The sequence below is a fragment of the Pantoea sp. X-Soil-YNGN-844 genome, assembly GCF_059730595.1.
The window spans coordinates 3,280,124-3,304,952 of sequence record NZ_AP036007.1 but is presented as its reverse complement, the minus strand read 5'-3'; the positions used below and the strand labels follow the sequence as shown (position 1 = coordinate 3,304,952).

The following is a 24,829-nucleotide window of genomic DNA, read 5'->3' as shown; positions in this document are numbered from 1 at the left end:
TCGTCGGCCCTTTTTTCTGGAGAATCAGCATGAAACTGGCACTGGTTACGGGGGGCAGCCGCGGTATCGGACGGGCCACGTCACTGTTACTGGCCGCCCGGGGTTATCGGATTGCGGTGAACTATCGTCAGCGCGAGGCGGAGGCGCAACAGCTGGTGGCGCAGATCCAGCAGCAGGGCGGTGAAGCCTTTGCGGTTCAGGCAGATATCAGTGATGAAGCTCAGGTGATGGCGATGTTTGCGCAACTCGACCAGCAGCCTGTGCCGCTGGCGTTGCTGGTAAACAACGCCGGGATTCTGTTTCAGCAGTGCCGCACCGAGCAGCTGGATGCGGCGCGCCTGCATAAGGTCTTTGCCACCAACGTTATCGGGACCTTTCTCTGCTGTCGTGAGGCGGTTAAGCGGATGGGTACCTATCACGGCGGTCAGGGCGGTGCGATCGTAAACGTCTCGTCGGCCGCGTCGCGTATCGGTGCGCCTGGTGAATATGTCGATTACGCCGCCTCAAAAGGGGCAATGGATACACTGACCAAAGGTTTGTCGCTGGAAGTGGCGCATCAGGGGATTCGGGTCAACGGCGTACGTCCGGGATTCATTTATACAGAGATGCATGCCGATGGCGGCGAGCCAGGCAGGGTGGATCGGCTTGCCAGCATTATCCCGATGGGACGCGGCGGTGAGGCAGAAGAGGTGGCGGAAGCGATCGTCTGGCTGGCCAGCGACGCGGCCTCTTACGTCACCGGCAGCATCATTGACGCTGCCGGTGGGCGTTAACAGGGCTTCAGTAATGAATCAGAGGTTTTCGCCGTTGCTGGCGATAACCTGCTGATACCAGCTAAAGCTCTTCTTCTTCGAACGAGAAAAGTCGCCGCTGCCATCATCGTTTTTATTCACATGAATAAAGCCGTAACGCTTGTCGTACTGGCCGGTGGTAAACGAAACGCAATCCAGGCAGCCCCACGGCGTATAGCCCATTAATTCGACGCCATCATATGTCACGGCTTTCTTCATCTCTTCGATGTGCGCACGCAGATAGTCGATACGGTAATCATCTTCAATCAGCCCGTCGGCATTGGGCTTATCGATAGCACCAAAGCCGTTCTCTACAATGAACAGCGGCTTCTGGTAACGCTCGTACATCTCGTTCATGGCATAGCGCAGGCCCACCGGGTCGATCTGCCAGCCCCAGTCTGACGCTTTCACATGCGGGTTTTTCACCACACCTTCAAAGCCGGTAATCGGGTCGTCAACACCGCTGGCATCGGTCTTCACGGCGTTGCTCATGTAGTAGCTGAAGCCGACATAGTCGGCGCAGCCCTGACGCAGTGTCTCGGCATCGTCCGCTTCCATCTGGATGTCATACCCTTTGCGCGCCCACTCTTTCAGGGTGTACGCCGGATAGTAACCGCGCATCTGCACGTCACTGAACACATAGCGCTGATGCATCGACTCCTGCGCCAGCACCACATCGTCCGGATGACAGGAGAACGGGTAGACCGGGACCATGGCAATCATACAGCCAATCTGAAAGTCTGGATTGATATCGTGGCCGAGTTTGACCACTCTGGCGCTGGCAACAAACTGGTGGTGCATCACCTGATACATTGCCTCTTCAGGCTTCTCGTGTTCGGTGAAGATCACGCCTGAACAGCAGTAACCAAACAGCGGATACTGCCAGTTGCGCTGGTTGTTGATCTCGTTAAAGGTCATCCAGTATTTCACTTTGTACTTATAGCGCTTCAGCACCACTTCGCTGAAGCGCACAAAGAAGTCGACCACTTTACGGTTATGCCAGCCGCCATACTCTTTGACCAGGTGATAGGGCATTTCGAAGTGCGAAAGGGTAATGACCGGTTCAATGCCATACTTCAGCAGTTCATCAAACAGATCGTCATAGAATTGCAGGCCCGCTTCGTTAGGCTGTTGTTCATCTCCGTTGGGGAAGATGCGGGTCCAGGCAATGGAGGTGCGGAAGCATTTGAAGCCCATCTCGGCAAACAGCGCGACATCCTGTTTGTAGTGGGAGTAAAACTCCACGCCTTTGTGGTTCGGGTAGAAATGGCCAGGCTGCACGCCGTCGGTGATCACCCGGTCAACGCCATGCGAACCGCCGGTCAGCACGTCAGCAATACTGACGCCTTTGCCACCCTGATCCCAGCCGCCTTCAACCTGATGCGCGGCCACTGCACCGCCCCAAAGAAAGCCTTTTGGTAACTGCAATTCTGCACTCATGCTTCACCCCATTGCGAATATTGAAATTGCGCTGAGTGTAACAAAGCAATAATCAAAGTCACGATATAACAGCGCGCCAGTAATGGCGTTTGTTACATCTCAAAAACAGGTTGTTTTATTTCCCCAGCTGACGGCCTATAGCTTCAATAATATAGGTCACTGGCACCTGCGTCGTAATATCGGTATTGTCCGCCATGCGGATAATCGGCACGTGATAGCAGAGGTTGAAGTCACCAATTTTCGCCAGCGAACAGCTTTCCGTATTGGTTATCGCGATGATTTTGCACTTATTCAGACTAAACTGGCTGGCAATGCGCAGGATCTCTTCGGTTTCGCCTGAGACCGATAAAATAATGGCAATAGCATTTTCATAGAGATCGGGTGCAACCGGATAATAGGGATCGTCAATCGCATGACTGAATTTACCGAGGTTTGAGAAAAAACGCGCGCCATATTTTGCCAGGCTGCCGGAGGTGCCGACGCCAATAAAGAAGACCCGCTCAGCCTGATTAATTTTCTGCGCGGCCTGGACGATGAGCTGTTCAAATTCCGGGTTATTAATACTTTTAAAAAAGCTCAGCATTTCGCTGACGCCTGCCGTGTTGAGCAGCGGCGCACTCTGTTGTTCACTCAAGCGCAGGCGGATACGGAATTCTGACCAGCCTTCGCAGTCCATCTTGCGGCAGAAGCGCAGCACGGTGGTGGTGGAGACACCAGCCTGCTCAGCCAGTTCGCGGATCGTCATATAGCTGACGCCTTCACGGTGCTTAATGATGAACTGATAGACCTGCATTTCCAGATCGTTAAGGCGGGCAAGATCGCGATGCGAAAACATGGATGACTCATTGAACAGTTGACCGGCAGTCAGTTTACCAGATTCAGCAACCGGTTTAACGGATAGTGAAATTCATCAGATAATTTTAGCGTACAGGTGTACACTGAAATCGTTATCATCCCGTCTGGAGAATATTATCACTGCGATTACGCTGTTCAGGACACACTTATGACCCCCACACTTTCGCATAAACAACGACACGCCGCGGACGAGTGGTTCGGCGAAGAAATTGCCAACAGTATCAGTCATGGTCTGGGCTGTCTGTTCGGCATCGTCGGACTGGTGCTGATGCTCTATCAGGCCATCGAACATCAGGCGGACGCCCTGACCTTTGCCAGCTACAGCCTCTATGGCGGCAGCATGATCCTGCTGTTTCTGGCCTCGACACTCTATCATGCGGTGCCGGATGGACCGGCCAGACCCTGGCTGAAAAAGCTGGATCACTGCGCTATTTATCTGCTGATTGCCGGCACCTATACGCCGTTTCTGCTGGTCGGGCTGAGAACGCCGCTGGCGTATGGATTAATGGCGGTCATCTGGGGGCTGGCACTGGCGGGTATTCTGTTCAAGCTCACGATTGCGCATCGCTTCAAAGCGCTGTCGCTGGTGACCTATCTTTGTATGGGGTGGCTGTCGCTGATTGTGGTTTATCAGCTGGCGATGATCCTGCCTGCGGGCTGCATCTGGTTGCTGGCCGCAGGCGGAATTATCTATTCGCTGGGCGTGATCTTCTACGTGGCGCGCCGCATTCCCTATAACCATGCCATCTGGCATTTGTTCGTGCTGGGCGGCAGTCTCTGCCACTTCTGCGCTATCTACTTTTATGTGCGCTGATCTGAATTGCAGCACTGGCCCTTCCCTTAACGGAAGGGCCATTTGGCGGAATCAGCTCTCATCCAGTGAGTAGGGCAGCGGCTGAATGGTCAGATGGCCGCCTTCATCACCTTCAACCCGCAGCACGCTATCCGGCTCCAGATCGTTATTCAGCACCACCTGAATCCAGCTGATGCCGTCATCTAACTGCACCGCAGCCAGCACGCTGCCGGTCCGACGCCAGCGATCACCCATCTGCAACTCCAGCGGGGCATTGGCTTCCGGCAGATGACTGGCCTGACCCGCCAGCCAGTAAAGCGCGCGTTTATTGGCACCGCGATATTTCGCCCTCGCGACCATCTCCTGACCGGCATAGCAGCCCTTTTTAAAGCTGATGGCATCCAGCGCCTGCAGGTTAGTGGCCTGCGGAATAAACTGCACGCTGGTGGCCGGATCGATCACCGGAATGCCCGCTTCAATCTCCAGCGCCAGCCACTGCTGACTGTCATTGAACTGTGCATCATCGTTGAGCTTCTTCTTCAGCGTCTCAGCCATAGCCAGTGAGGTGACAATCAGAAAGCGCTCGGCCGGATGGGCGAACCACAGCAGCGTCGTTTCTCCCTGCTGCACGACCGGTTTCTCGCTGTCGGGCAGGCTATCAAACAGATTCGCCAGCGCAGCGCGCGCCTGAAAACCGGCAACGCCCAGCAGAACGGACTCATCGTCAGCCGCCATCGTCACTTTCGAAAACACGGCGTATTTCTTTAACTCGGTCAACTGGGTGTCGCGCAGTTCACGGCGGATCAAATAGGCATAGCCTTCGCCGCGATGGAACAGGCGCATATTGCTCCACATTTTGCCTTTAGCATCGCAGTGTGCGGCGGGCGAATGGTGGTCTGCATCCAGCGCCGCGACATCCAGCGTTAACTGACCCTGCAGGTAAGCGGTGCTGTCGGCACCGGTAATGGAAACCAGCGCCCAGCTATCCAGTGACATCAGGGTTAGCGGCAGACGAGACGACGCGGCAGGCTGGCGCGGCGGTAAAGTAAAAGTGGGCATGGAGATATCCTGTGTAAGAAGGTTCATCCGGAATGTTGTCTTCAATGTTAAAAGAGCCGACTGGCAATGCAACCTGTTTACGGAAAACGGCGCACAAAAGGCGTGATAACCCTGAAAACAGATAATCTTAAATGCGGCAGGTTGCACAGCCTGTGACGCTGCGCCTGCGAGCCGCAGTAAACCAGGTTACACTAGCGGCCACGTTGTGAATTGTGGAAATTGACGCATGGATATTAATGATAAATCACGTATTCAGTGGGCCTGCCGTCGCGGCATGCTGGAACTGGATGTGGCGATTATGCCGTTCTTCAAATTTGAGTATGACACGCTGAACGACACGGATAAGCAGGTCTTTGTTGCCCTGCTGAAGAGTGACGATCCCGATCTGTTTAACTGGCTCATGAATCATGGCGAGCCAGCCGATCCGGAGCTTAAACGGATGGTAAAACTGATCCAGCAGCGTAACCATGATCGCGGCCCGGTGGCAATGTAAGCTGCGACCCTCTCGCCTGGCGCGCGGATGTCTGTGCGCCTGGCTGGTGGCTGCCGTTCCTGGTGTAATGCTGATGACGCTGCCTGTGGGCGGCTGGCTGATTAAAACGCCGGTTATTCTGCTGATACTGGCTGAAGGCTGGCGTTGTTACCGGCGATTGATTCGGCGACACGGCACATTGCAGCGGGAAAGCGTTCATTGCTGGATCTGGCAGGGAAAACGCTGGCGGCCCACCCAGCCGCTGCGGTGGTTACCGATTGGCGTACTGCTGGTAGCGAAGAGCGAACAGGGGGCTATGCTGCGCTGGTGGCTGATGCAGGACAATATGCAGCCGGACGAATGGCGGGCGTTACGCGCCAGCTGCTTTAGTAAGGCGCGGCATTAACGGCAACGGGCCGGCAATCATCGTCTGCTGGCGCATGGGTTCAACAACAGCAAACCAGCGCGCCTGACCGGTCAGAGCAGTGCGGCGGTTTCGGTTAACACCTGTTCACACCACTGCTCAACACGCTCATCGGTGACCTCAAACTGATTCACATCATCCAGCGCCAGACCCACAAACTGCGCGCCATCGGCACTCAGCGGTTTCGGGCTGGTAAATTCATAGCCTTCAAGTGGCCAGTAGCCGACAAAGCGCACGCCCATCGGCTGCAGCAACTCGTGCAGCATGCCGAGCGCATCTAAAAACCACTCGCCATAGCCAATCTGATCGCCCATGCCATAGAGCGCGACAATCTTGTTGTGCAGATTCAGCGCGGGCAGCTGCGTCCAGATGGCTTCCCAGTCCTCCTGCAACTCACCGAAATCCCATGTCGGGATGCCCATGATCAGCAAGTCGTACTGCTCCATCAGGCGCGGATCGTCATCTTTGACGTTATGCAGCGTCACTAACTCTTCGCCAATAAAATCGCGAATTTTTTCCGCTACGATTTCGGTGTAACAGGTACTGGAACCGTAAAAAAGACCGATTTTCATGCAGATAACACTCTGTAAATACTGACTTTGGCGCAATTGTACCAGAAGCACCGCTGAATCAGGCATAATGAGCATGATTTTACACCAGACGGCGGAGATAACGTGCAGGACAGCGATCTGACAGAACAGTTTCTTGATGCGCTCTGGATTGAACGCAATCTGGCGCAGAATACTCTCTCCTCTTATCGTCAGGATCTTCAGACGCTGACCGGCTGGCTGACGCATCACCAGCTGACGCTGCTCAGCGTGACGCCGCTGGATCTGCAGCAGTTCCTGGCCGAACGGCTGGAGGGCGGCTACAAGGCGACCAGCTCAGCGCGGCTGCTCAGCGCGATGCGTCGTCTGTTCCAGTATCTTTATCGCGAAAAGCTGCGCCCGGACGATCCCAGCGCGCTGCTGTCCGCGCCAAAACTGCCGCAGCGTCTGCCGAAAGATCTCAGTGAAGCCCAGGTTGAGCGGCTGTTGCAGGCACCGGATACCAACATCCCGCTGGAGTTGCGCGACAAGGCGATGCTGGAGGTGCTCTATGCCACCGGCCTGCGCGTCTCTGAACTGACTGGACTGACGCTCAGCGACATCAGCCTGCGACAGGGCGTCGTGCGGGTTATCGGTAAAGGCGATAAAGAGCGGCTGGTGCCGTTAGGTGAAGAAGCGGTTTACTGGCTGGAGCAATATATGGAACATGGTCGCCCATGGCTGCTCAACGGTCAGACGCTGGACGTGATGTTTCCCAGTAATCGGGCACAGCAGATGACGCGCCAGACCTTCTGGCATCGCATCAAGCACTACGCCACGCTGGCGGGCATTGATAGCGAAAAGTTATCGCCGCATGTGATGCGTCACGCCTTTGCGACCCATCTGCTGAACCACGGCGCGGATCTGCGTGTCGTACAGATGCTGCTGGGACATAGCGATCTCTCCACCACCCAGATTTATACGCACGTCGCCACTGAGCGCCTGCGTCAGTTACATCAACAACACCATCCGCGAGCCTGATTCGCGGCCATAAAGGATAAAAATGAACAAGCATTTTGCCATGCTGGCCCTGTTAGCCAGCGCCTTTTCCGGTCTGGCACAGGCCGATGACAGCGCCATTCAGCAATCCCTTAAAAAGCTCGGTCTGAACCAGACGGAGATCAGCCCGTCACCGCTACCGGGATTTAAAACCGTGCTGTCGGAAAGCGGCGTGCTCTACGTGACCGATGACGGCAAACATATGATTCAGGGCCCGCTCTATGATGTCAGCGGCAAACAGCCGGTCAACGTCACCAACCAGCTGCTGGACAAAAAAGTCGAGGCGCTGGTGCCGGAAATGATCGTCTACAAAGCGCCAAAAGAGCAGCATGTGATCACGGTCTTCACCGACATCACCTGTGGCTACTGTCACAAGCTGCACGAGCAGATGGCGGACTACAATGCGCTGGGCATCACCGTGCGCTACCTGGCGTTTCCGCGAGAAGGGCTGAATGGTCAGATCGAACCAGCGATGAAAGCGATCTGGTGCAGCGCTGATCGCAATAAAGCGTTCGATGAAGCGATGAAAGGTAATGCGCCGAAGATGGCCGCGCCGGACAGCTGCAAAATCGATATTGCTCAGCACTACAAACTGGGCGTGCTGTTCGGCATTCAGGGCACGCCCGCGATGCTGACCGACACCGGCATGATGATCCCGGGTTATCAGTCGCCGCAGGAGCTGAAGCAGGTGCTGGACAATCAGAAGCGTGGTGGTTAATCGGTGTTAAAACAGGAAGTGGAACTGCGTCGCCGGGAGGTGACGGTTGACGATGCGCTGCCGGCTACGCTGCCGCCGCTGCTGAAACGACTCTATCTGCAACGCGGCGTGTGCGACGCCGCGGAACTGGAGCGCGGTGCGAAAAACCTGCTGCCGTATCAGTCCTTAAGCGGGATTGAAAGCGCCGTGGCGCTGCTGCATGAGGCGCTGCTGGATGGGCGTCGCATTATGGTAGTGGGCGACTTTGATGCCGATGGCGCAACGAGTACTGCGCTGACGGTGATGGCGCTGCGCAGCATGGGTGGCGGTAACGTGCAGTATCTGGTGCCTAACCGCTTTGAAGATGGTTATGGCCTCAGTCCGGAAGTGGTTGAGCAGGCGCGCGCGCGCGGTGCCGCGATGATCCTGACGGTCGATAACGGCATCTCTTCTCATGCCGGTGTGGAGTGCGCACATCAGCACGGTATTCCGGTGCTGATCACCGATCACCATCTGCCGGGCGAAACCTTACCGGCCGCTGAAGCGATCGTGAATCCCAATTTGCCGGACTGCAACTTTCCCTCACGCGCGCTGGCGGGCGTGGGCGTTGCGTTCTATCTGATGCTGGCGCTGCGCGCCCATCTGCGTACCCAGGGCTGGTTTGGCGCTACCCGTGCTGAACCGAATCTGGCAGAAATGCTGGATCTGGTGGCGCTCGGCACGGTAGCCGATGTGGTGCCGCTCGACGTTAATAACCGCATTCTGGTGTGGCAGGGGCTCAGCCGTATCCGGGCCGGAAAATGTCGGCCAGGCATTCGGGCGCTGCTGGAGATTGCGAATCGCGATGCGCGTCAGCTGGCGGCCAGCGATCTCGGTTTCGCGCTGGGGCCGCGGCTCAACGCCGCAGGCCGCCTCGACGATATGTCGGTGGGCGTAGCGCTGCTAATGACCGACGATCTCAGCCAGGCGCGCATGCTGGCCAGTGAACTGGATGCGCTGAACCAGACGCGCAAAGAGATAGAGCAGGGCATGCAGAGCGAAGCGCTGGCGCTGTGTCAGGCGCTGGAGCGTGAACAGAGCGATCTGCCGCTGGGACTGGCCTTTTATCATCCCGAATGGCATCAGGGCGTGGTGGGCATTCTCGCCTCTCGTCTGAAAGAGCGTTTCCATCGTCCGGTCATTGCCTTTGCGCCGGCCGGCGACGGCACGCTGAAAGGTTCGGGCCGTTCGATTGCCGGTCTGCATCTGCGCGACGCGCTAGAGCGTCTGGACACGCTGAATCCCGGCCTGATGCTGAAGTTCGGCGGGCATGCCATGGCGGCCGGTTTATCGCTGGAAACCGCACGCTACGAGGAGTTTCGTCAGCGCTTTGCCGACCTGGTCGGTGAGTGGCTGGATGGCGAATCCCTGCAGGGCATCATCTGGTCCGATGGCGCGTTGCAGCCGCAGGAGTTTTCGCTGCAGACCGCTGAGATGCTGCGCGAAGCGGGCCCCTGGGGCCAGGCGTTCCCGGAACCCGCTTTTGACGGCAAATTTAAGCTGCTGCAACAGCGGCTGGTGGGCGAGCGGCATCTGAAAGTGATGGTCGAGCCGCTGGACGGTGGACCGCTGATCGATGGTATCGCCTTTAATGTCGATACTACGCTGTGGCCCGACAGCAGTATTCGTCAGGTCGAACTGGCGTATAAGCTGGATATTAATGAGTATCGCGGTAACCGCTCAGTGCAGCTGATCATTGACCATATCTGGCCGCTGAACTGAGTTAAACAGGTCACGCGCGTCTCCGGCCACGACAGAGGCGCGACAGCCTGATTATCCCCGGCGTTAACCTGCCGCGCGCGGGGATGCCACGTAAATGCGACCTCTCACGCAACCCCGGCATCCGCCCGCTGTCTCAGCGCTACAATCTGCCGCCAGTTTCGGGTAAACTTGTACGTTAATTTTCCTGTCCCATCGAACATAAGAAAGACGCTAAAGCCATGTTTGAAATCAACCCGGTCAAAAACCGTATTCAGGACCTCAGTGAGCGCAGCGACGTTCTTCGGGGGTATCTTTGACTACGATGCCAAGAAAGAACGCCTCGAAGAAGTAAACGCCGAGCTGGAACAGCCCGATGTCTGGAACGAACCTGAGCGTGCTCAGGCGCTGGGCAAAGAGCGCTCCTCGCTGGAAGCCATCGTGCAGACGCTGGAACAGATGTCGCAGGGCCTGGAAGATGTGCAGGGTCTGCTTGAGCTGGCCGTAGAAGCGGAAGACGAAGAGACCTTCAACGAAGCCGTTGCCGAGCTGGATGTGCTTGAGGGCAAGCTGGGCGAACTGGAATTCCGCCGCATGTTCTCCGGCGAATATGACAGCGCCGACTGCTACATCGACCTGCAGGCGGGTTCCGGCGGCACCGAAGCGCAGGACTGGGCCAGCATGCTGATGCGTATGTATCTGCGTTGGGCCGAAGCAAAAGGCTTCAAAACCGAAATTATCGAAGAGTCTGAAGGTGAAGTTGCGGGCATCAAGTCTGTGACCATTCGCGTGTCAGGCGACTACGCTTTTGGCTGGTTGCGCACCGAAACGGGCGTGCATCGCCTGGTGCGTAAGAGCCCATTCGACTCCGGCGGCCGTCGTCACACCTCCTTCAGCTCAGCCTTTATCTATCCGGAAGTGGATGACGATATTGATATCGACATTAACCCGGCCGATCTGCGCATTGACGTCTATCGTGCATCGGGAGCGGGCGGTCAGCACGTTAACCGGACCGAATCTGCGGTGCGTATTACCCATATTCCAACCGGTACCGTCACCCAGTGTCAGAATGACCGTTCTCAGCACAAGAACAAAGATCAGGCGATGAAGCAGATGAAAGCGAAGCTGTACGAGCTTGAGATGCAAAAGAAAAATGCTGAGAAACAGGCGCTGGAGGACAACAAGTCCGACATTGGCTGGGGAAGTCAGATCCGTTCTTACGTTCTCGATGATGCACGCATCAAAGATCTGCGCACCGGCGTAGAGACGCGTAACACCCAGGCGGTGCTGGACGGCGATCTGGATCGTTTCATTGAAGCTAGTTTAAAAGCAGGGTTATAGACATGTCTGAACAACAACCGCAGAGCGCTGATGCCGCCGTTGAGTTAAATAACGAACTGAAAACGCGCCGCGAAAAGCTGAGCGCGCTGCGTGCCAACGGTCTGGCGTTTCCTAACGATTTCCGTCGTGACAGCCTTTCGAACCAGCTGCTGGAAAGCTATGGCGAGAAGAGCAACGAAGAGCTGGAAGAGTTAGGTATCGAAGTCAGCGTTGCTGGACGCATGATGACTCGTCGTATCATGGGTAAAGCCTCCTTCGTCACCCTGCAGGATGTGGGCGGCCGGATTCAGCTTTACGTCTCACGTGACGACCTGGCGGAAGGCATCTACAACGAGCAGTTTAAGAAATGGGACCTCGGCGATATCCTGGGCGCGCGTGGCAAACTGTTCAGAACCAAGACCGGCGAATTGTCGATTCACTGTTCAGAACTGCGTCTGCTGACCAAAGCCCTGCGCCCGCTGCCGGACAAATTTCACGGCCTGGCCGATCAGGAAACGCGCTACCGTCAGCGTTACCTTGATCTGATCGCCAACGAAGAGTCTCGCAACACCTTCAAAATTCGTTCGCAGATCATGGCCGGTATTCGCCAGTTCATGGTGGGCCGCGACTTTATGGAAGTGGAAACCCCGATGATGCAGGTGATCCCGGGCGGTGCCTCTGCGCGTCCGTTTATCACCCATCACAATGCGCTGGATATCGACATGTATCTGCGTATTGCGCCAGAGCTCTACCTGAAGCGTCTGGTGGTGGGCGGCTTCGATCGCGTATTCGAGATCAACCGTAACTTCCGTAACGAAGGTATTTCGCCACGTCATAATCCAGAGTTCACCATGATGGAACTCTATATGGCTTATGCGGATTACAAAGATCTGATCGAGCTGACCGAAAGCCTGTTCCGTACGCTGGCGCAGGATGTGCTGGGCAGCACGATCGTGCCTTACGGCGAGCAGGAGTTTGATTTCGGTAAGCCGTTTGAAAAACTGACCATGCGTGAAGCGATCAAGAAATACCGTCCGGAAACGGATCTGGCCGATCTGGAAGACTTCGATAAAGCAGTGGCGATTGCACAATCCCTGCATATCAAAGTGGAGAAGAGCTGGGGTCTGGGCCGTGTCGTAACCGAGATCTTTGAAGAGACGGCAGAGGCGCATCTGATTCAGCCAACCTTCATTACCGAATATCCGGCTGAAGTCTCGCCGCTGGCCCGCCGTAATGACGAGAACCCGGAAATCACCGATCGCTTTGAGTTCTTCATTGGCGGCCGTGAAATCGGTAATGGTTTCTCCGAGCTGAACGATGCAGAAGATCAGGCTGAACGTTTCCTGCAGCAGGTGAATGCCAAAGATGCGGGTGATGACGAAGCGATGTTCTACGACGAAGACTATGTCACCGCACTGGAACACGGTCTGCCGCCAACCGCGGGTCTGGGCATCGGTATTGACCGTATGGTGATGCTGTTTACTAACAGCCACACTATCCGCGATGTCATTCTGTTCCCGGCACTGCGCCCAGGCAGCAAGTAAGTCTGACTGTTCTCAGAAAAGGCCGGGCATCCCGGCCTTTTTTATATCTGCTGTTCGCCTCGCCATGCTTGAGTCATGCCGCTTCCTCTGCCAGGCTGAATGTCTCAACCTGGAGCCATCATCATGACGCAACGTCCCGACTGTATTCGCCACTGGCAGGCGCTGGAAGGCGAAGATAACGAACACTATGCCGACAGCGATGAGCGCATGTCGATTGGTGCGCCACTGGGGAGATTGCTGGGATTAACCCGCCTTGGCATTCACCATGAAAGGCTGTTGCCCGGACGCCGCTTGTCTTATCCCCACGCGGAGAGCGCGGAAGAAGAGTTCATTTTTGTGCTTGAAGGACATCCTGACGCCTGGATTAACGGCGAGCTTTATCCACTGTCGCCGGGCGATGCAGTGGCCTTTCCGGCGGGCACGGGCATTTGCCACACCTTTATCAATAACAGCGAGCACGAGGCACGCTTCTTAGTGATAGGGGAGACCAGCAAGCCTGAAAATCTTATTACTTATCCTCTTAACCCGGATTACGAAGCAACCCGTAAAGACAGATGGCTGAATCCGCCCGAACATCCTATGAGCAACCATCCCGGTTTGCCCGACAAAAAATCTTAAGATTTTATCGCCTGATCCAGCCAGGTCTGGAACCGTGAATAGGGCACATAGAGCGCAACATTCTTATAGAGTGTTTTACCGCTGGCATTGTCGTTGATGTCATTGCTGTAGCCGATAATCACACCTGCCAGCGTGTCGTCTGACGCGTTATAGACTGCGCCGCCCGACATCCCTTTCACCACACCTGCATTCGCCGCCACGACGACGCAGTCCGGCTTGTTCCAGCGGTTTGCCAGCGTGGTATTAATCAGGTTTTGTCCGCTGGAGCTGACCGGCATGGCCGAAATGAAACTGTAGCCGTAGAGATTCACCTGGTCGCCGATATGACTGTTGCGGAAGCTGGGTGGCAGGTTCATTTCGTTGTTTTTATGGTAGACCACCGCCAGATCGCATTGCGGATGCCAGGCTTTGACGCGGTAAAGCGAAAACTTCGCCACGTGCGCGGCGGTCAGGCTGTACTCCGGCGTCAGCGGGATAGTGGTACCGAGCGTACCAAAGCCCAGCACGGTGGGAATGCCGGTGACGGTCATATCAACCCGTTTTTCAGCCTCTTTACTGTACTCATAATGACCCACCGAGCAGCCGGTTAAGCCAAACACCATTAAGGCTATGAGTCGTTGCATTCTCTCTCCCTGCGTCAGAAGTTGATTACATCACCTGGCAATTGATTAGGGGTATATCGGCAACGTTAAAGATTTATTAATTAATTCCGCATTAAAAAGCGTAACCGGTTAACGCAAAATGACAACCTGACCGAGGGGATTGGGGCTGTACTGGCCTGGCCTGCAGGCTACAGACAAAGGATTTTTACGATAACGCGGCAGGATTATTGCGGCGGCGGCAATAATCCTTTGCTGCACACAGGCTATGTCGCAAATCAGCGCTGTGCTGTAATACTCAACGTGACGCAGATCAAATTCTAACAAGCGTCGAGGGGCGGCGCGTCTGCGCGGTTCACCTGCAAATAAAACCGGGAGAGTGTTATGCCTGTAGCATTAATGGCGCTGGCGTTGAGTGCGTTCGCCATCGGAACCACTGAATTTGTCATTATGGGATTGCTGCCGGAGGTGGCACGTGACCTTCAGGTGTCGATTCCGTCGGCGGGCTGGCTGATCAGTGGCTATGCGCTGGGCGTGGCGATTGGAGCGCCGATTATGGCACTGCTTACCGCCAGACTGCCGCGCAAAAAAACGCTGATCCTGCTGATGGTGATCTTTATTGTCGGCAACCTGCTCTGTGCGCTGGCATATAACTACAACTTGCTGATGCTGGCGCGAATCGTCACCGCGCTCTGTCATGGTGCTTTCTTTGGTATTGGCGCGGTGGTTGCCGCCAGCCTGGTGCCGGCCGGTCGTCAGGCTTCCGCTGTGGCGCTGATGTTTACCGGATTGACCTTAGCTAACGTGCTGGGCGTTCCGCTGGGCACCAGCTTCGGACAGATGTTTGGCTGGCGCGCCACGTTCTGGGGCGTAGCGGTGATCGGCGTGCTGGCGTTTATCGCCCTGATCGTGAGTCTGCCGAACAATAAAGAGGAAAAGCCGGTTCATCTGGCGAGTGAGATCGGTGCGCTGGCCAACGGGAAGCTCTGGCTCTCGCTGCTGATGACGGTGTTCTTTGCCGCCGCGATGTTTGCGCTATTTAGCTACATTGCGCCGCTGCTGTTAGAGGTAACGGGCATCAGCGATCGGGGTGTCAGCTGGACGCTGTTCCTGATTGGCGCGGGCCTGACGGTGGGTAACATTCTTGGCGGCAAACTGGCCGACTGGAAAGTCTCCTTCAGTCTGATCCTCAGCTTTTCTCTGATCGCCATCTTCTCGCTGCTGTTCAGCTGGACCAGCCATGCGCTGTGGCTGGCGGAGCTCACCCTGTTCCTGTGGGCAATGGCGACCTTTGCCACGGTACCGGGCCTGCAGATCAACGTGGTCCGTCACGGCAAAGAGGCACCGAACCTGGTCTCAACCCTGAACATTTCCGCGTTTAACGTCGGTAATGCGCTGGGGGCCTGGGTCGGCGGGGCGGTCATTGGCCGTGGTTTTGGCCTGACGGCGGTGCCGGTTGCGGCAGCTGCGCTGGCCGCTATCGGCCTGCTGATCTGCCTGATCACCTTCCGTAAATCGGGCAGCGCAGCCGCCAGAGTTCGCGCTTAAGCCAGGCGGGCGGCAATACGTGCCGGAAAGTCAGCCACCTGCTGCTGCAGATGGCTGACAAAGGCATCGACCAGCGCTGACGCGGGGCGGTGTTGTGGCCTCACCAGGCTGACGGTAAACGGCACCGCCACGCTGAATTTTCGCATCACCACACCGCTGTCGGCGTAATCCAGCGCCGTCAGCGGATTCACAATCGAGACCCCCACGCCCGCTCTGACCATCGCGCACACCGACGCGGCGCTGTGCGTCTCCATCACCAGCCGCCGTTCGACGCCCTGCTCCTGAAACAGCGCATCCAGCAGCTGACGATAGCCGTCGTTGCGCGACAGGCTGACATACTGTTCGCCCGCAAAGTCGTGCGGTGTCAGTTCTGCACGCTGACTCAGAGGATGATACTGTGGCAACACGCATACTTCATCACAGGTCAGCAGGGCGAGGCGGTCAGTCCCGGCCGGCGCGTGCTGGGTTTCGGTTAAGCCAATATCGTAGCGCTGAGCTGACAGCCACTCCTCCAGCAGCGGCGACTCCTGCGGAATCACATTCAGGCTCACATCCGGGTAGCGCATTAAAAACGGCTGACACAGCGGTGGCAGCAGCGACTGCGAAAAAACCGGCAGGCAGGCGATCGACAGCTCACCCTGACGAAACTGACGCAACCCTTCTGCCGCTTCCATGATGCGATCCAGCCCATACCAGGAGCGCTGCACCTCTTCAAAAAGACGTAACCCCTGCACCGTCGGCTGCAGGCGACCACGCACCCGCCCGAAGAGCGCTAATCCCAGCTGCTGCTCCAGTCGCGCCAGCTCCCGGCTTACGGTCGGCTGTGAGGTATGCAGCAGCGTAGCTGCCTGGGTCAGGTTACCGCTGGTCATCACCGCATGAAAAATTTCGATATGCCGCCAGTTAATGTTTGCCATGCCGCCTTCCTATATCCATTCTGAATAGATGCTATTAAAACAGATATTTTTCGCTATGGAATGATTCTGGCTTAATGCAGTTATCGCCACAGGAGAATTGCTATGCCACGTTCATTACAGAGTACCGATACCGCCCTCAACGCCGCTAATCTGCTGCCGCTGGCACGCCGTTATGCCGGACCATTCTGGGCTTATGATGCCCAGATTATTCAGGCGCGTATTGCTCAGCTGCAGGCGTTTGATGTGGTGCGTTTTGCGCAGAAAGCCTGCTCAAATATTCATATCCTGCGCCTGATGCGCGCAGCGGGGGTGAAAGTGGATTCGGTATCGTTGGGTGAGATCGAACGTGCGCTGGCAGCCGGTTATCAGCCTGGCGGTGATGAGATCGTCTTTACCGCGGATCTGTTCGATCAGCCAACGCTGGCACGGGTTACCGCGTTGAAAGTGCCGGTCAATGCCGGTTCGATTGATATGCTGCATCAGCTCGGCGCGGTGTCACCGGGACATGCGGTGTGGCTGCGGGTGAATCCTGGCTTCGGTCACGGCCATAGCCAGAAAACCAATACCGGCGGCGAAAACAGCAAGCACGGTATCTGGCACGACGATTTAGACGAGGCGCTGGCGGCCATTAAACAGCACGGCCTGAAGCTGGTGGGCATCCACATGCATATCGGCTCAGGCGTCGATTATTCGCATCTGCAGCAGGTCTGTGAAGCGATGGTCGAACTGGTGATGGCGTCGGGTCAGGATCTGACGGCAATCTCAGCGGGTGGCGGGCTTTCTATCCCTTATCGCTATGGCGAAGAGGCGATCGATACCGGGCACTATTTCGGCCTGTGGGACGCAGCCCGGCAGCGCATTGCTCAGCATCTCGGTCATGCGGTTAAACTGGAGATCGAGCCGGGCCGTTTCCTGGTGGCCGAAGCGGGCGTGCTGGTGTCGCAGGTGCGGGCAGTAAAGTCGATGGGCAGCCGTCACTTCGTACTGGTCGATGCCGGTTTCAGTGACCTGATGCGCCCCTCAATGTATGGCAGCTATCACCATATCTCGCTGATGGCGGGCGATGAGCGGGCGATTGATGAGCAGCAGACCATCGACACGGTGGTCGCGGGTCCGCTGTGCGAATCGGGCGATGTCTTTACCCAGCTGGAGGGCGGCATGGTCGAACCGCGCGCGATGCCGGCAGCAAAAGTGGGCGATTATCTGGTGTTCCATGACACCGGCGCTTACGGTGCCTCTATGTCCTCAAACTACAACAGCCGTCCGCTGATCCCGGAAGTGCTGTTTGAGCAGGGCCAGCCGCGCGAAATCCGTCGCGCGCAGACGATTGAGTCAATGCTGGCGCTGGAAATCGATTAACTCATGAAAATCGTCCCGCTCAGCGATGTGCCGCAATTTGCCGATCAGATTACCGACTGGCAGTGGTGCGCTTTTGGCGAGGCCAGCAGCCGGGCGTTCTTCGCCAGTGTGGTAAACAGCAGCCTGACCGGCGCTGATTTTCCGGTCACCTTTGTCGCCGTAGAGGCGGGCAGGGCAATCGGCACGGTGGGATTCTGGCGCTGCGATCTGATCAGCCGTCAGGATCTCTATCCGTGGCTGGCGGCGCTCTATGTGGATGAGTCGGCGCGCGGCAAAGGTGTCAGTGAGGCGCTGCAGCAGCATGTTATTGCTTATGCACAGGCTCGCGGCTATCCACGGTTGTGGTTATGGTCAACGTTTGGGGGATATTACGAACGGTCTGGCTGGCTGCCGCAGGGAGAGGCGCTGGAGTATCCCGATAAGCCGGTGAAACTCTATTATCGTGACCTGTGAGAGAGGCCAGCCGCCCTGCGGCAGCTGGCAACAGAGTACTTATGGCGCAGGATAGGTGTAACGGCGGTGGATTGCCTCAATACCTTCCAGAATCTCTGCATTTAAAGTCAGATTGAAACTGTCGATATTAATCTGCAGCTGCTCAAGCGTCGTGGCGCCCAGCAGCGTGCTGGCCACAAACGGCTGCTGACGCACATAGGCCAGCGCCATCTGCGACGGGTCAATCTGATGCTGTTGCGCTAACGCCACATATTCGGCAATCGCCTTCTGAGACTGCTCGCCGCTATAGCGGGTAAAGCGGCTGAACAGCGTGTTACGTGCGCCCGCAGGCTGCGCACCGTTCAGATATTTGCCGCTCAGCGTACCAAACGCCAGGCTGGAATACGCCAGCAGCTCGACGCCTTCATGCTGGCTGATTTCGGCCAGACCCACTTCAAAGCTGCGGTTCAGCAGGCTGTAAGGATTCTGAATGCTGATAATGCGCGGCAGTTCATGCTTCTCGGCCAGCTGCAGGTAGCGCATCACGCCCCACGCGGTTTCGTTCGACACGCCAATATAACGAATCTTACCGGCGCGCACCTGCTCGGTCAGCGCTTCCAGCGTCTCCAGCAGCGTCACCTGCGCCGTGGTCTCGCTGTACTGATAGCCCAGCTTGCCAAAATAGTTGGTCTGGCGCTGAGGCCAGTGCAGCTGGTAAAGATCAAGGTAGTCGGTGTTCAGACGTTTCAGGCTGGCATCAAGTGCGGCGCGGATGTTTTTACGGTCCAGGGCCATATCCGGGCGAATCGACGCATCATTGCCGCGTGACGGACCCGCCACTTTACTGGCCAGAATGATTTTGTCGCGGCTGCCGCGCTGTTTAAGCCAGCTGCCAATGTATTGTTCGGTCAGACCCTGAGTTTCCGGGCGCGGTGGCACCGGATACATTTCAGCGGTATCAATAAAGTTGATGCCGGAATGGATAGCCAAATCCAGCTGAGCATGGGCGTCGGCTTCGCTGTTCTGTTCGCCAAACGTCATAGTGCCCAACCCCAGCTGACTCACTTCCAGCGTGCTGTGGGGAATACGATGATAGTGCATTGCCAGCTTCCTTTTTTTATGGAATGGAATGTTGTGTCCTCAGGGACTATAGCGCGAGCAACGGCGGGGAAGGAAGGGGGAAAAATCGGGGAAATCACCTGCCAGCGCGGAATCGGTGGCAGGTCATTAAATCGGGTACTTAACGTTCAATGATCGTTGAGACCTCATCGCTGTTAATCTGCACCTCGTGACCCGTCTGGTCGGTGTACTGCACCAGGCCGGTCTCTTTATCAATGCTCGGCTTGCCCTCGGTCATGATCATCCGGCCATCTTTGGTCGCCATGACATAATCAGAACTGCATCCACTCAGTAACGCTGCGGTTACCATCACCAGTGCTACGCCTGCCCACCCTTTCATCACGCCTCTTCCTCACAAATCGTTAAGTGCAAAAAGTGTAGTAATAAATGGTTTTGCCGGCAGGGTTAATCGTAGGATTCTGAAAATAACCGGGCGAGCAGGCTCGCCCTTGACTTTCTCAGGCGTGCTTTTTCTTACTGCGCATCAGGTTAAGGCACTCAACCGCCATGGAGAAGAACATAGCGAAATAAATGTAACCTTTTGGTACGTGGACCGCGAAACTCTCCAGAATCAGGGTAAAACCGACCAGAATCAGGAAGGAGAGTGCCAGCATTTTCACTGACGGATGGCGCTCGACAAACTCACCAATAGCGCGTGCCGCAAACATCATCATCAGCACTGCAATCACGACGGCTGCCATCATAATGAACAGATGATCGGAGAGGCCGATGGCGGTAATCACCGAGTCGAGGCTGAAAATAATGTCGAGCATCATGATCTGCACAATCGCGCCAAGGAACGAATGAACGCGGGTATTGTGTTCGCCTTCGCTGCCTTCAATCGTTTCATGGATCTCCATGCTCGATTTCCACAGCAGGAACAGACCGCCAAACAGCAGAATCAGATCGCGCGCCGAGAAGGCATGATCCATCAGCGTAAACAGCGGGTTAGTCAGACGGGCGACCCACGCGATGGAAGCCAGCAGGCCAAGACGCATTAACATCGCCCCCATCAGACCAATGCGGCGTGCACTGGCCTGCTGGTGTTTGGGCAGTTTAGCGACCACCAGCGACAGGAAAATGATGTTATCAATACCCAGCACCACCTCAAGGATGGTCAGGGTGCCCAGCGCCAGCCAGGCGTTGGGATCAGAAATCCACTCAAACATACCGGCATTCAATCCTAAACGAAAAGTAAACGGCGATTATACGCATTGAATTCGCCAATCTCCCACAAAATTGCGACGTTGGTCGCGCAGGATAAGCGATTTACAGGAGAAAATGGCGTGCCAGCAGGGGACCGGTGAAGCTCTTCTTCAGGTAGAAGCCGCGCGGCAGGGTCATGATAGGCTGGCCCTGATCGCCGATTCCCTCGGTCAGTGCCTTACTGTTGGCGGCTTTGGGCCGGATTTGCAGCCAGGCACCATGCCGTGCGGTAATCTGCTCAACGCGCCCCAGCACGATCATATCCATCAGTTCTTCCCAGTCCTGACGCAGCATCTCATCTTCTTCCGCATTCGGACTCCATAACAGCGGCGCGCCGACACGGCGTTCCCGCAGCGGAATCTCGCGTCCGCCTTCAACCGGGATCCACAACACCCGCATCAGCTTGTGACGCACATGGCTGGTGAGCCAGGTCACGCCGCTGTTACCGGTCAGCGGTGCGACGCAGACAAAGGTGGTTTCCAGCGGTTTACCCTGTGCATCAATCGGGATGGTTTTCAGTTCGATACCCAGATGGGCAAAGTCCTGTTCCGCTTTGCTGCCCGCACTCGCCCCAAGGTGCCACTCCAGCAGCATACCGACCCAGCCTTTATCGCGTTTAAGATCCGCAGGCATGGGCAGACCGGCACGCGCAGCCAGCGTTTCCATAGGTAATCCGGCTAAATCCTGCGCGCGTGCCAGCAGGGTGGCTTCATCTTCGGGTGGTCCTGGTGGATAACACATGTTGATAACTCGCAATGATTAAAATTTGTACAGCTGCGGGTAGCTAAGTTGTCCCGCTAAAATAAATCGTGTCCGGGAGCGATAATAACATGATAGATCATGCTTTTTTAGGTGGATTGCCCTTACGCTACCCGTAGTGGGTCAGGGTTATCCCAGCTTACCCGCAACAATGAACAGGATCTCCAGCCCGGTTATCCACAGAAAAGTGGGATAACCCCCTTATGTTTGCGGTACTGGTTCCATTTACAGCCTTGACTTTTTGCTATTTGACCAAATTTTCACCGCACTGACCTAACCCTGAGCAATTATCTGTGGATAAAAAGCACTGTGCTTATAATTTAGCCAATTGTCAGTGGGCGTAAAAATATTCGCTGTTTATAAAAAGACGATGAAGCGTAATTCTGCATTAATTTCATTTTTAATCAGTAAGATAGGCAATTGTCTCTTTTTGGCATTCCCAGGTGTGATGACAGGGTTATTCAGTTAACTCCCGCGTTCTTCACAAAGCTATCCACAGAAAAGGTGAATAAGATCGATCTTTTTTGCGGTCTTTGTTTATAACTTTGCCCTTTTCTGTGAGTTATCCCGCTATTGATGGCTCAACCCCCCATGAATCCAGTGGTTTACCGCCTGTAAGGAGTGTGAAACAATCAGGCCATTCAAATTTTGCTTTGAGGTAGTCCGGTGATCGATGATGATGGCTACCGCCCGAATGTTGGTATCGTAATCTGTAACCGGCAGGGACAAGTGTTATGGGCCAGGCGCTTTGGACAGCACTCCTGGCAATTTCCTCAGGGAGGCATCAATCCCGGTGAAACCGCAGAACAGGCGATGTATCGCGAACTGTTCGAAGAGGTCGGATTACACCGGAAAGATGTTCGAATACTTGCCTCTACCCGTAACTGGTTGCGTTACAAGTTGCCAAAACGTTTGGTGCGTTGGGACACAAAGCCGGTATGTATCGGCCAGAAACAAAAGTGGTTTCTTCTGCAGTTAATGTGTAATGACGCGGATATCAATGTGCAGCACAGCAGCACGCCGGAGTTTGACGGCTGGCGCTGGGTCAGTTTCTGGTATCCGGTGCGTCAGGTTGTCTCCTTTAAGCGCGATGTCTATCGTCGGGTAATGAAGGAATTCGCTGGCGTGGTGATGTCTATGCAGGAGAGTGCGGGGCAGCGAAATAATCCTGCCCATCGACGTAAGAGAGGATAGGCCACGCCCTTTATGCTCACTCAGTTGCGCGAAATTGTAGAAAAAGTGGCGAGTGCGCCGCGTCTCAATGAAGCACTCGACATCCTGGTCAATGAGATCTGTCTGGCGATGGACACGGAAGTCTGTTCCGTTTACCTCGCCGACCACGATCGTCGCTGCTATTACCTGATGGCGACGCGCGGCCTCAAAAAACCGCGTGGCCGCACCGTGACGCTGGCGTTTGACGAAGGTATCGTCGGTTTAGTGGGCCGTCTGGCCGAACCGATCAACCTTGCTGACGCCCAGAGTCACCCCAGCTTTAAATATATCCCCGCAGTCAAAGAGGAGCGTTATCGCTCCTTCCTCGGCGTGCCCATTATCAGCCGTCGCCAGCTTCTTGGCGTGCTGGTGGTGCAGCAGCGCGAACACCGTCAGTTTGATGAAAGCGAAGAGTCATTCCTGGTGACGCTCGCCACCCAGATGGCAGCGCTGCTGTCGCAGTCTCAAATGGGTCAGCTGTTTGGTCAGTTCCGGCAGACGCGGGTGCGCGCCATAGCGGCAGCGCCTGGCGTAGCGGTGGCACCCGGCTGGGTCGATGAGACGCAGCCTCTGCTCGATCAGGTTTCGGCCGCCTCGACGCTGGATGTGCAGCGTGAACGTGAGCGTCTGTCGCTTGCCATGAGCGAAGCGGCCAGTGAATTCCGCCGCTTCAGCAAACGCTTCAGCGCCAGCGCCCAGAAAGAGAGCGCGGCCATTTTCGATCTCTACTCCCACCTGTTAACCGATGCCCGACTAAAGAAAGATCTGTTCGACGAGATCGAGCGCGGATCGGTCGCGGAGTGGGCCGTGAAACAGGTGATCGAGAAGTTTGCTGAACAGTTCGCCAGCCTGACTGACAACTACCTGCGTGAACGCGCTGGCGATCTGCGGGTGCTGGGTCAGCGTCTGCTGTTTCACCTCGATGATACTCTGGTCGGCACCAATGCCTGGCCGGAACGCTTTGTGCTGGTCGCCGATGAGCTGACCGCCACCACCTTAGCGGAGCTGCCGCAGGAGCGGCTGGCGGGTGTGGTAGTGCGTGACGGTGCAGCTAACTCCCACGCGGCGATCCTGACGCGCGCCATGGGCATCCCGACGGTGATGGGCGCTGACATCCAGCCTCATCAGCTCAACAAACGCCTGCTGATCGTTGATGGCTATCGCGGTGAGCTGCTGATCGATCCCGAGCCGGTGCTGGTGCAGGAGTATCAGCGGCTGATCAGCGAAGAGAACGCGCTGAGCAAAATGGCGGAAGGCGTAGTCGATCAGCCGGGTGAGCTGAAAAGTGGCGAACGCGTGCAGGTGATGCTCAATGCCGGATTAAGCCCGGAACATGAACAGGCGCTGGGCAGCTGGGTGGATGGTATCGGCCTCTACCGCACCGAAATCCCGTTTATGCTGCAGAACGGCTTCCCGTCGGAAGAGGAGCAGGTGGCGCAGTATCAGGGCATGTTGCAGCTGTTCCACAACAAGCCGGTAACGCTGAGAACGCTGGATGTGGGGGCAGACAAACAGCTGCCCTACATGCCGATCAGTGAAGAGAACCCCTGCCTGGGCTGGCGTGGCATCCGCCTGACGCTCGACCAGCCGGAAATTTTCCTGGTGCAGGTGCGCGCGATGCTGCGCGCCAATGCTGCCTCCGGTAACCTCAGTATCCTGCTGCCGATGATCAGTCATATCGACGAGATTGACGACGCAAAGCAGCTGATTGAGCGAGCCGGACGCGAGGTTGAAGAGATGCTGGGCTATGCGATCCCCACGCCCCGTATCGGCATCATGATCGAAGTGCCGTCGATGCTGTTTATGATCCCGCATCTGGCGTCACGGGTCGATTTTGTCTCGGTCGGCACCAACGACCTGACGCAGTATCTGCTGGCGGTGGATCGCAACAACACCCGCGTCGCGAATCTGTACGACTCGCTGCATCCGGCGATGCTGCGCGCACTGAATGCGATTGCGCAGGAAGCCCGCCTGGCCAATCTGGAATTGTGCCTGTGTGGTGAAATGGCAGGCGATCCGATGTGCGTCGCGCTGCTGATAGGCCTGGGTTATCACCATCTCAGCATGAACGGTAAAAACGTACCGCGCGTTAAGTATCTGTTGCGTCATCTGGATCGTGAAGAGGTACAGAAGCTCAGCGAGCAGGGAATGAATGCCGACACCGCCACCGAAGTTCGCCATCTGGTTTCGGCCTTTATGGAGCGGCGCGGATTAGGTGGCTTGATTCGCGGCGGTCGTTAGATGCTGAAGCAGGCTTTACGCGTTATCCGCGTTTACATTTGCAAGACAATTCACAAAACCGGCTGTGCTATGATGCGCAGCCTTAATTTATGTGCCTGACA

25 protein-coding genes are annotated in these 24,829 nt (G+C 56.1%); 15 read left to right on the top strand and 10 right to left on the bottom strand.

Features of this window, described 5'->3' with window-relative positions:
* The first annotated feature begins 29 nt into the window (after positions 1-29).
* Complete coding sequence (locus AC6I8C_RS15295; RefSeq protein WP_497822962.1) at positions 30-773, top strand: SDR family oxidoreductase; 744 nt, start codon at positions 30-32, stop codon at positions 771-773.
* Positions 774-791: 18 nt separating this feature from the next.
* Here AC6I8C_RS15295 and AC6I8C_RS15290 read toward each other — a convergent pair whose 3' ends face one another.
* Positions 792-2,231, bottom strand: coding sequence for a 6-phospho-beta-glucosidase (locus AC6I8C_RS15290; RefSeq protein WP_497822961.1), 1,440 nt, complete (start codon positions 2,229-2,231; stop codon positions 792-794).
* A 115-nt stretch (positions 2,232-2,346) separates the two neighbouring features.
* Positions 2,347-3,066 (bottom strand): MurR/RpiR family transcriptional regulator, encoded by a 720-nt coding sequence (locus AC6I8C_RS15285; protein ID WP_497822960.1) that lies wholly within the window; start codon positions 3,064-3,066, stop codon positions 2,347-2,349.
* A 168-nt stretch (positions 3,067-3,234) separates the two neighbouring features.
* Here AC6I8C_RS15285 and trhA point away from each other — a divergent pair, with 168 nt between their 5' ends.
* Positions 3,235-3,900 carry a PAQR family membrane homeostasis protein TrhA gene (trhA, locus tag AC6I8C_RS15280; RefSeq protein WP_497822959.1) on the top strand — a complete coding sequence of 222 codons (666 nt, stop codon included), beginning with the start codon at positions 3,235-3,237 and terminating at the stop codon, positions 3,898-3,900.
* Between the two features lie 51 nt (positions 3,901-3,951).
* Here trhA and ygfZ read toward each other — a convergent pair whose 3' ends face one another.
* Positions 3,952-4,938, bottom strand: a complete 987-nt coding sequence (gene ygfZ, locus AC6I8C_RS15275; protein ID WP_497822958.1) for a tRNA-modifying protein YgfZ — start codon at positions 4,936-4,938, stop codon at positions 3,952-3,954.
* Between the two features lie 226 nt (positions 4,939-5,164).
* Here ygfZ and sdhE point away from each other — a divergent pair, with 226 nt between their 5' ends.
* Both sdhE and AC6I8C_RS15265 read left to right on the top strand, forming a co-directional pair.
* The gene (gene sdhE / locus AC6I8C_RS15270) at positions 5,165-5,431 is read left to right on the top strand and encodes an FAD assembly factor SdhE (protein ID WP_013358937.1); all 267 of its coding nucleotides are present in this window, start codon (positions 5,165-5,167) and stop codon (positions 5,429-5,431) included.
* The gene (locus tag AC6I8C_RS15265) at positions 5,406-5,816 is read left to right on the top strand and encodes a protein YgfX (protein WP_497822957.1); all 411 of its coding nucleotides are present in this window, start codon (positions 5,406-5,408) and stop codon (positions 5,814-5,816) included. Before sdhE ends, AC6I8C_RS15265 begins: the two co-directional genes overlap by 26 nt.
* Positions 5,817-5,887: 71 nt before the next feature.
* On the opposite strand, the gene fldB is transcribed toward AC6I8C_RS15265, so the two are convergent.
* On the bottom strand, positions 5,888-6,406 hold the full coding sequence (fldB, locus tag AC6I8C_RS15260) for a flavodoxin FldB (RefSeq protein ID WP_135907746.1): 519 nt from the start codon (positions 6,404-6,406) through the stop codon (positions 5,888-5,890).
* A gap of 102 nt (positions 6,407-6,508) precedes the next feature.
* Here fldB and xerD point away from each other — a divergent pair, with 102 nt between their 5' ends.
* The 6 genes from xerD (at position 6,509) to AC6I8C_RS15230 (ending at position 13,336) form a co-directional block, all read left to right on the top strand.
* Complete coding sequence (gene xerD, locus AC6I8C_RS15255) at positions 6,509-7,402, top strand: site-specific tyrosine recombinase XerD (protein ID WP_260060046.1); 894 nt, start codon at positions 6,509-6,511, stop codon at positions 7,400-7,402.
* A gap of 22 nt (positions 7,403-7,424) precedes the next feature.
* On the top strand, positions 7,425-8,138 hold the full coding sequence (gene dsbC / locus AC6I8C_RS15250; protein WP_013358933.1) for a bifunctional protein-disulfide isomerase/oxidoreductase DsbC: 714 nt from the start codon (positions 7,425-7,427) through the stop codon (positions 8,136-8,138).
* A 3-nt stretch (positions 8,139-8,141) separates the two neighbouring features.
* The gene (recJ, locus tag AC6I8C_RS15245; RefSeq protein ID WP_497822956.1) at positions 8,142-9,878 is read left to right on the top strand and encodes a single-stranded-DNA-specific exonuclease RecJ; all 1,737 of its coding nucleotides are present in this window, start codon (positions 8,142-8,144) and stop codon (positions 9,876-9,878) included.
* A gap of 218 nt (positions 9,879-10,096) precedes the next feature.
* Positions 10,097-11,195 (top strand): peptide chain release factor 2 gene (prfB, locus tag AC6I8C_RS15240; protein WP_098052461.1). Its coding sequence is split into 2 segments (ribosomal slippage): positions 10,097-10,171 and positions 10,173-11,195, totalling 1,098 coding nucleotides; the frame shifts between segments, so codons are not numbered across the junction.
* A gap of 2 nt (positions 11,196-11,197) precedes the next feature.
* Complete coding sequence (lysS, locus tag AC6I8C_RS15235; protein WP_135907749.1) at positions 11,198-12,718, top strand: lysine--tRNA ligase; 1,521 nt, start codon at positions 11,198-11,200, stop codon at positions 12,716-12,718.
* Between the two features lie 123 nt (positions 12,719-12,841).
* Positions 12,842-13,336 carry a cupin domain-containing protein gene (locus tag AC6I8C_RS15230; protein WP_497822955.1) on the top strand — a complete coding sequence of 165 codons (495 nt, stop codon included), beginning with the start codon at positions 12,842-12,844 and terminating at the stop codon, positions 13,334-13,336.
* Here the strand turns inward: AC6I8C_RS15230 and AC6I8C_RS15225 are convergent.
* The gene (locus tag AC6I8C_RS15225; protein ID WP_497822954.1) at positions 13,333-13,959 is read right to left on the bottom strand and encodes a serine protease; all 627 of its coding nucleotides are present in this window, start codon (positions 13,957-13,959) and stop codon (positions 13,333-13,335) included. The two genes, AC6I8C_RS15230 and AC6I8C_RS15225, sit on opposite strands and share 4 nt — an antisense overlap.
* Before the next feature lie 360 nt (positions 13,960-14,319).
* On the opposite strand from AC6I8C_RS15225, the gene AC6I8C_RS15220 reads away from it, so the two are divergent.
* Positions 14,320-15,483 (top strand): MFS transporter, encoded by a 1,164-nt coding sequence (locus tag AC6I8C_RS15220; RefSeq protein WP_033783996.1) that lies wholly within the window; start codon positions 14,320-14,322, stop codon positions 15,481-15,483.
* Here AC6I8C_RS15220 and AC6I8C_RS15215 read toward each other — a convergent pair.
* Positions 15,480-16,400: a LysR family transcriptional regulator gene (locus AC6I8C_RS15215; RefSeq protein WP_497822953.1), complete on the bottom strand. Its 921-nt coding sequence runs from the start codon at positions 16,398-16,400 to the stop codon at positions 15,480-15,482. The two genes, AC6I8C_RS15220 and AC6I8C_RS15215, sit on opposite strands and share 4 nt — an antisense overlap.
* A 102-nt stretch (positions 16,401-16,502) precedes the next feature.
* Here AC6I8C_RS15215 and lysA point away from each other — a divergent pair, with 102 nt between their 5' ends.
* Together lysA and AC6I8C_RS15205 are read left to right on the top strand one after the other, a co-directional pair.
* Positions 16,503-17,759 carry a diaminopimelate decarboxylase gene (gene lysA, locus AC6I8C_RS15210; protein ID WP_497822952.1) on the top strand — a complete coding sequence of 419 codons (1,257 nt, stop codon included), beginning with the start codon at positions 16,503-16,505 and terminating at the stop codon, positions 17,757-17,759.
* A gap of 3 nt (positions 17,760-17,762) precedes the next feature.
* Positions 17,763-18,212 carry a GNAT family N-acetyltransferase gene (locus tag AC6I8C_RS15205; protein WP_497822951.1) on the top strand — a complete coding sequence of 150 codons (450 nt, stop codon included), beginning with the start codon at positions 17,763-17,765 and terminating at the stop codon, positions 18,210-18,212.
* A gap of 39 nt (positions 18,213-18,251) precedes the next feature.
* Here AC6I8C_RS15205 and AC6I8C_RS15200 read toward each other — a convergent pair whose 3' ends face one another.
* The 4 genes from AC6I8C_RS15200 to mutH all read right to left on the bottom strand — a co-directional run bounded on the left by AC6I8C_RS15200 (position 18,252) and on the right by mutH (position 21,257).
* The gene (locus AC6I8C_RS15200; RefSeq protein WP_497822950.1) at positions 18,252-19,292 is read right to left on the bottom strand and encodes an NADP(H)-dependent aldo-keto reductase; all 1,041 of its coding nucleotides are present in this window, start codon (positions 19,290-19,292) and stop codon (positions 18,252-18,254) included.
* A 139-nt stretch (positions 19,293-19,431) separates the two neighbouring features.
* Positions 19,432-19,650 (bottom strand): YgdI/YgdR family lipoprotein, encoded by a 219-nt coding sequence (locus AC6I8C_RS15195; protein ID WP_497822949.1) that lies wholly within the window; start codon positions 19,648-19,650, stop codon positions 19,432-19,434.
* Between the two features lie 118 nt (positions 19,651-19,768).
* Positions 19,769-20,479, bottom strand: a complete 711-nt coding sequence (locus tag AC6I8C_RS15190) for a TerC family protein (RefSeq protein ID WP_003853954.1) — start codon at positions 20,477-20,479, stop codon at positions 19,769-19,771.
* Between the two features lie 100 nt (positions 20,480-20,579).
* Positions 20,580-21,257 carry a DNA mismatch repair endonuclease MutH gene (gene mutH / locus AC6I8C_RS15185; RefSeq protein WP_497822948.1) on the bottom strand — a complete coding sequence of 226 codons (678 nt, stop codon included), beginning with the start codon at positions 21,255-21,257 and terminating at the stop codon, positions 20,580-20,582.
* A gap of 684 nt (positions 21,258-21,941) precedes the next feature.
* Between mutH and rppH the strand changes: the two genes are divergently transcribed.
* Together rppH and ptsP are read left to right on the top strand one after the other, a co-directional pair.
* Entirely contained in the window at positions 21,942-22,469 is a 528-nt protein-coding gene (gene rppH / locus AC6I8C_RS15180; RefSeq protein ID WP_009087042.1) for an RNA pyrophosphohydrolase, read from the top strand.
* 12 nt (positions 22,470-22,481) lie between these two features.
* Positions 22,482-24,728 carry a phosphoenolpyruvate--protein phosphotransferase gene (gene ptsP, locus AC6I8C_RS15175; protein WP_497822947.1) on the top strand — a complete coding sequence of 749 codons (2,247 nt, stop codon included), beginning with the start codon at positions 22,482-22,484 and terminating at the stop codon, positions 24,726-24,728.
* The last annotated feature ends 101 nt before the right edge of the window (positions 24,729-24,829 follow it).

Coding starts and splice junctions, on each gene's coding strand:
- ygfZ (WP_497822958.1), bottom strand. CDS start 4,938: ATGCCCACTTTTACTTTACCGCCGCGCCAGCCTGCCGCGTCGTCTCGT.
- AC6I8C_RS15295 (WP_497822962.1), top strand. CDS start 30: ATGAAACTGGCACTGGTTACGGGGGGCAGCCGCGGTATCGGACGGGCC.
- trhA (WP_497822959.1), top strand. CDS start 3,235: ATGACCCCCACACTTTCGCATAAACAACGACACGCCGCGGACGAGTGG.
- sdhE (WP_013358937.1), top strand. CDS start 5,165: ATGGATATTAATGATAAATCACGTATTCAGTGGGCCTGCCGTCGCGGC.
- AC6I8C_RS15195 (WP_497822949.1), bottom strand. CDS start 19,650: ATGAAAGGGTGGGCAGGCGTAGCACTGGTGATGGTAACCGCAGCGTTA.
- AC6I8C_RS15285 (WP_497822960.1), bottom strand. CDS start 3,066: ATGTTTTCGCATCGCGATCTTGCCCGCCTTAACGATCTGGAAATGCAG.
- AC6I8C_RS15220 (WP_033783996.1), top strand. CDS start 14,320: ATGCCTGTAGCATTAATGGCGCTGGCGTTGAGTGCGTTCGCCATCGGA.
- AC6I8C_RS15215 (WP_497822953.1), bottom strand. CDS start 16,400: ATGGCAAACATTAACTGGCGGCATATCGAAATTTTTCATGCGGTGATG.
- fldB (WP_135907746.1), bottom strand. CDS start 6,406: ATGAAAATCGGTCTTTTTTACGGTTCCAGTACCTGTTACACCGAAATC.
- AC6I8C_RS15225 (WP_497822954.1), bottom strand. CDS start 13,959: ATGCAACGACTCATAGCCTTAATGGTGTTTGGCTTAACCGGCTGCTCG.
- AC6I8C_RS15205 (WP_497822951.1), top strand. CDS start 17,763: ATGAAAATCGTCCCGCTCAGCGATGTGCCGCAATTTGCCGATCAGATT.
- AC6I8C_RS15230 (WP_497822955.1), top strand. CDS start 12,842: ATGACGCAACGTCCCGACTGTATTCGCCACTGGCAGGCGCTGGAAGGC.
- mutH (WP_497822948.1), bottom strand. CDS start 21,257: ATGTGTTATCCACCAGGACCACCCGAAGATGAAGCCACCCTGCTGGCA.
- AC6I8C_RS15190 (WP_003853954.1), bottom strand. CDS start 20,479: ATGTTTGAGTGGATTTCTGATCCCAACGCCTGGCTGGCGCTGGGCACC.
- dsbC (WP_013358933.1), top strand. CDS start 7,425: ATGAACAAGCATTTTGCCATGCTGGCCCTGTTAGCCAGCGCCTTTTCC.
- AC6I8C_RS15290 (WP_497822961.1), bottom strand. CDS start 2,231: ATGAGTGCAGAATTGCAGTTACCAAAAGGCTTTCTTTGGGGCGGTGCA.
- AC6I8C_RS15265 (WP_497822957.1), top strand. CDS start 5,406: ATGATCGCGGCCCGGTGGCAATGTAAGCTGCGACCCTCTCGCCTGGCG.
- AC6I8C_RS15200 (WP_497822950.1), bottom strand. CDS start 19,292: ATGCACTATCATCGTATTCCCCACAGCACGCTGGAAGTGAGTCAGCTG.
- lysS (WP_135907749.1), top strand. CDS start 11,198: ATGTCTGAACAACAACCGCAGAGCGCTGATGCCGCCGTTGAGTTAAAT.
- lysA (WP_497822952.1), top strand. CDS start 16,503: ATGCCACGTTCATTACAGAGTACCGATACCGCCCTCAACGCCGCTAAT.
- ptsP (WP_497822947.1), top strand. CDS start 22,482: ATGCTCACTCAGTTGCGCGAAATTGTAGAAAAAGTGGCGAGTGCGCCG.